Below are 2,800 nucleotides of genomic sequence, written 5' to 3'. Positions count from 1 at the left end.
AAGCCGGGAACCATCCCGGGGCCACGGTCGCCGCCACGCTGTAGCCGAAGGCGGCGCCAACACCGGTCCCGATCAGCGTCCACATGTTGAGGTTGCCGGTGCGCAGCGAGGCCACGCCGCGCACGAAGAAGGGCCAGCCCGCCCACAGCACCACCGGCGCCGTCAGGACCAGTTCGACCCAGGTCCGGGTGGTTGCCTGCATACCGTCCCAAAGATGGCCGAGCATCGCCAGGGCCAGCACGATGACGGTCAGGGGCAGGGTGACCCAGAACCGACGCGTAAAGTCGGCCAACTCGGGGTTCTCGTCATCCTCCAGCGATGGCTGCAGGGGTTCGAGCGCCATGCCGCAGATCGGGCAGGTCCCCGGTCCGTCCCGGACGATTTCCGGGTGCATGGGGCAGGTGTACTGAACGCGGGGCACGCCCGGCGCGGCCGTCGAAGCGGGAGGATGGCCACCTGCCGACCCCTCGGACTGGAGGTAGCGCTCCGGCTCATCCAGAAACTTCTGGCGACAGCGCTCCGAGCAAAAGTGGTACCGAACATCGCCATGAAGCGCGAACAGGGGACCGTCCACGAACATGCCACAGACCGGATCGCGGGGTTGTTCGGTGGGTGTCGCCGAGGAGGTCGGCGCGTGGCTGTCGTGTTGGCTCATTGCGATGACTCCGGGTCAGTGACCGTGCTGGCTGTACGGCGTGCTGCTGCCATCCTTGCCAATCAGGTAAACGGTGTAGGGGCGCGCCGGACCGGGCATGCCAGGCGAGCCAATCGGCATGCCCGGTGCCGCCAGGCCGCGGGCATCGGGGCGCTCGGCCAGTAGCCGCTGTATGTCTTCCACCGGCACATGGCCCTCAATGAAGTAGCCCTCGACCTGGGCGGTGTGGCAGGAGCCCTTGCCGGCCGGCACGCCGACGCTGCGCTTGAAGGCGTCCATGTGGGTGTCGGCCACCACGCTCACCGGGAAGCCGGCGCCCTCGACATGGCGTGCCCAGAGGCTGCAGCACTCGCAGTTGGGGTCCTTATGCATGGTGATCCGCGGCAGCGTGGCCGGATGCTCGGCGACATGGGGCGCGGACGTGTCATCCGCCTGAGGGGGCGTCACCTTTGTCGCCGGGCTCGCGACCTCATGGGGGCCAAAGGCCTCCGGCGGGGCATCCTTCCGGCCTTCGCAGGAGGCGAGGGCCAGCGGCAGCATCACGGTGGTCAGTACCGACGTAAACCGGCGCATGGCGGTCTCCTAGTGATGGTCGCCCGGTGCCTTCGTGCGCGAGGACCAGTGGATGTGGACAATCTTCCAGCCCGCGTCCGAGCGCTGGACCAGCATGGTTTCGGTGCTGAGCACCGTGACCGGCTTGCCGTCCTTGCTCAGGTGCAACTCGCTCTCGCTGGCCACCCAGGCCAGATCGCCGCTGACCTGGGCGGTGCGACGAAGCAACTGGATGTGGGCGGTCTGGAGGAAGGCCGCGTCGCCCTTGGCGTGACCGCCAAGGTACTCGGCGGCGGAGCGTTCAGCGCCGCCGCTTTCCAGGATCAGCACGTTGGGATCGAGCTCGGCGCCGGCGGCTTCGAGCTGACCGGCAGCCAGCGCGGCGGAAAACCGCTCAACGACCGCCACCGCAGGCATTGCCTGCGCCGGAATGCCCAGTTCCGGTCCGGCGGGCGCGTGCGTGGTGGCGTCGTGGGTGTGGGGCGGCGTGGTCGGGCCATCGGCAAACGCCGGGCTACCCACGGCGGCGAGGGCGAACACAGCAAGGGTGGCGATACGTTTCATGGGAGGGTCCTGTCAGAGAGGGATCAGTGATCGTGCGGCGGCGCGCCGGCATCGTCGTGCGCCGGTGGCACGGGCGCGTCGTGGTCGTGGGGCGGGGCACCGGCATCGTCATGCGCCGCAGGCGCCGGGGCGTCGTGAGCGTGCGGCGCCGACCCGGCGTCATCGTGGTCGGCGGACATCGGCGTGTCATGGGCATGGGGCGCTGTACCGGCATCGTCGTGGTCCATGGCGGCAGCGCCATCGTGATGGTCACCACTGCCCATGCCGGCCATCCCTGGCATGGCGTCGTCGTGCGGCATGCTCTCGCCGCCACCGTGCGAGTGGCCGCCGCTGGTCGCCACCAACGCCTGATATTGACCGGGGCTCATCTTCGGCATTTCTTGCAAGAAGGCCACCATGTTCCAGATGTACTCATCGGACATGCTTTTGCCCCAGGCCGGCATACCCGAGGCCTTGATGCCGTGCTTGATGACCCAGAAGGCGCGGGCCGGATCGGGCGCGCCGAGCTTGGAGAGATCCGGCGGCGCCGGATACAGGCCTTGGCTCAGCTCGGTCGCTGCCATGCCGGGGGCAAGGTGGCAGGTGGTGCACATGGCCGCGTAGTTGCCGGCGCCGCTGCGAATCTGGGCCTCGCTACCCAAGGTCGGGACGACCATGTCGTGGGCACGGACCGCGATGGCGCGGTCACGCGCCGTTTCAATGAGCTTGAAGACCACGGCCGAATGCGGCTCGTCAGCACCCGGGTGGATGGCGCCAAAGTAGATGCCGCCGCCGACGGCCGCGGCACCCAGACCCACAAGAATCAAACCACTTTTGATTAAAGACATGACTAGGGCTCCTGTTAACGCGGACGTCGCGGCGGATTGCCGAACGCGGGATCGTCACTGACGCGCTGGGCGACGGTGCCGGTGGGGTTGCGGTACCAGCCCGGGTCGGAGAAATCGCCCGGCGCCAGGTCGTCACGGACTTTGACGACGGTGAACATGCCGCCCATCTCGATGTTCCCGAACGGGCCCTTGCCGGCCATCA

Annotated in this window: 5 protein-coding genes; all 5 read right to left on the bottom strand. The window is 68.2% G+C overall.

Annotated elements, in window-relative coordinates:
- Positions 1-580, bottom strand: a 580-nt coding sequence (locus AACZ35_RS13750; protein WP_339830247.1) for a heavy metal-binding domain-containing protein, incomplete at its 3' end; no start/stop codon positions are given.
- Between the two features lie 90 nt (positions 581-670).
- A complete protein-coding gene (locus AACZ35_RS13745; protein ID WP_290884528.1) occupies positions 671-1,228 on the bottom strand; it encodes a DUF411 domain-containing protein in 558 nt (185 codons plus the stop codon).
- A gap of 9 nt (positions 1,229-1,237) precedes the next feature.
- Positions 1,238-1,771, bottom strand: a complete 534-nt coding sequence (locus tag AACZ35_RS13740) for a nuclear transport factor 2 family protein (protein WP_339830244.1) — start codon at positions 1,769-1,771, stop codon at positions 1,238-1,240.
- A 23-nt stretch (positions 1,772-1,794) separates the two neighbouring features.
- The gene (locus AACZ35_RS13735) at positions 1,795-2,598 is read right to left on the bottom strand and encodes a cytochrome c (protein ID WP_339830243.1); all 804 of its coding nucleotides are present in this window, start codon (positions 2,596-2,598) and stop codon (positions 1,795-1,797) included.
- A gap of 14 nt (positions 2,599-2,612) precedes the next feature.
- The coding region (locus AACZ35_RS13730; protein ID WP_339830241.1) for a hypothetical protein at positions 2,613-2,800 on the bottom strand (188 nt) is incomplete at its 5' end.

Origin of the sequence: uncultured Arenimonas sp. (genome assembly GCF_963976025.1) — a bacterium.
Lineage (GTDB): Bacteria > Pseudomonadota > Gammaproteobacteria > Xanthomonadales > Xanthomonadaceae > Arenimonas.
This window is presented reverse-complemented; position numbering and strand designations above follow the sequence as displayed.

Bases quoted from the DNA above. Each gene is read 5' to 3' on its own strand.
- AACZ35_RS13745 (WP_290884528.1), bottom strand. From the start codon at position 1,228: ATGCGCCGGTTTACGTCGGTACTGACCACCGTGATGCTGCCGCTGGCC.
- AACZ35_RS13740 (WP_339830244.1), bottom strand. From the start codon at position 1,771: ATGAAACGTATCGCCACCCTTGCTGTGTTCGCCCTCGCCGCCGTGGGT.
- AACZ35_RS13735 (WP_339830243.1), bottom strand. From the start codon at position 2,598: ATGTCTTTAATCAAAAGTGGTTTGATTCTTGTGGGTCTGGGTGCCGCG.